Raw genomic sequence first — 803 nt, forward strand, 5'->3', positions numbered from 1 at the left:
ACGTTTCTCCGCTTGTTTTCGAAATTTGACTTGAATCTAGATGTTTAGATTTGTACTTGAAGTGACAGTTTTGTATTTTCAATGTTCATTTTTGTTAGGGCTTGGCCGTGGAATGGAGTGACGTGAAAATCTTCCTTGCGGTTGCGCGATCCGGAACGCTCGGCGGCGCTGCACGTGCTCTTCACACAAGCCATCCCACCGTCGGCAGACGGCTGCGTGCCCTTGAGGAGGCGATCGGCCACACGCTCTTCCAGCGGACCGCGGACGGTCTCGTGCTGACCGAGGAGGGCCATGGGATCATCGCCCTGGCCGAGCAGATGGAAGAAGGCGCGCTTGCCATGGAGCGCCGGCTCGCCGGGCAGGAGCAAAATCTCAAAGGCAATCTGCGCATCTCATCAGCAGACTGGTTCGGGGCTTATGTCCTGCCTCCCATTTTGGCAGAATTCTCGAAAGCCTACCCCAATGTAGACGTCGAAATCCTGACCGGCACTCGCCTGTTCAACCTCGCCCAAAGGGAGGCCGACGTCGCCTTTCGCATCGTTCCGTTCGACACTGCAGATGTCATTCAACGGCGGCTCTTCAGGCTCGAATACGACGTCTACATCGCCGAGGAGTCGCCTGACCCTAAATATGGCGACGGGACAGGTTTCYGGCTGATCACCCACGATACTTCGACAGGGCAATTCCCCGACATAGCCTGGCTCGCCGAGAGTTTCCCGAACGCGAGACCCGTGCTGCGATCAAACAACCGAAACGTCCAGGCACGAATGTGCAAGCAGGGCGTTGGGATCGCCGTCCTGCCC

General features: G+C 57.2%; 1 protein-coding gene. It reads left to right on the forward strand.

The features are described 5' to 3' along the window. Positions 1-107 precede the first annotated feature (107 nt). Positions 108-803, forward strand: a 696-nt coding sequence (locus tag AB4Z23_RS27375; protein ID WP_441361172.1) for a LysR family transcriptional regulator, incomplete at its 3' end; no start/stop codon positions are given.

This window comes from Agrobacterium sp. MCAB5 (genome assembly GCF_052114365.1).
Taxonomy (GTDB): domain Bacteria; phylum Pseudomonadota; class Alphaproteobacteria; order Rhizobiales; family Rhizobiaceae; genus Agrobacterium; species Agrobacterium tumefaciens.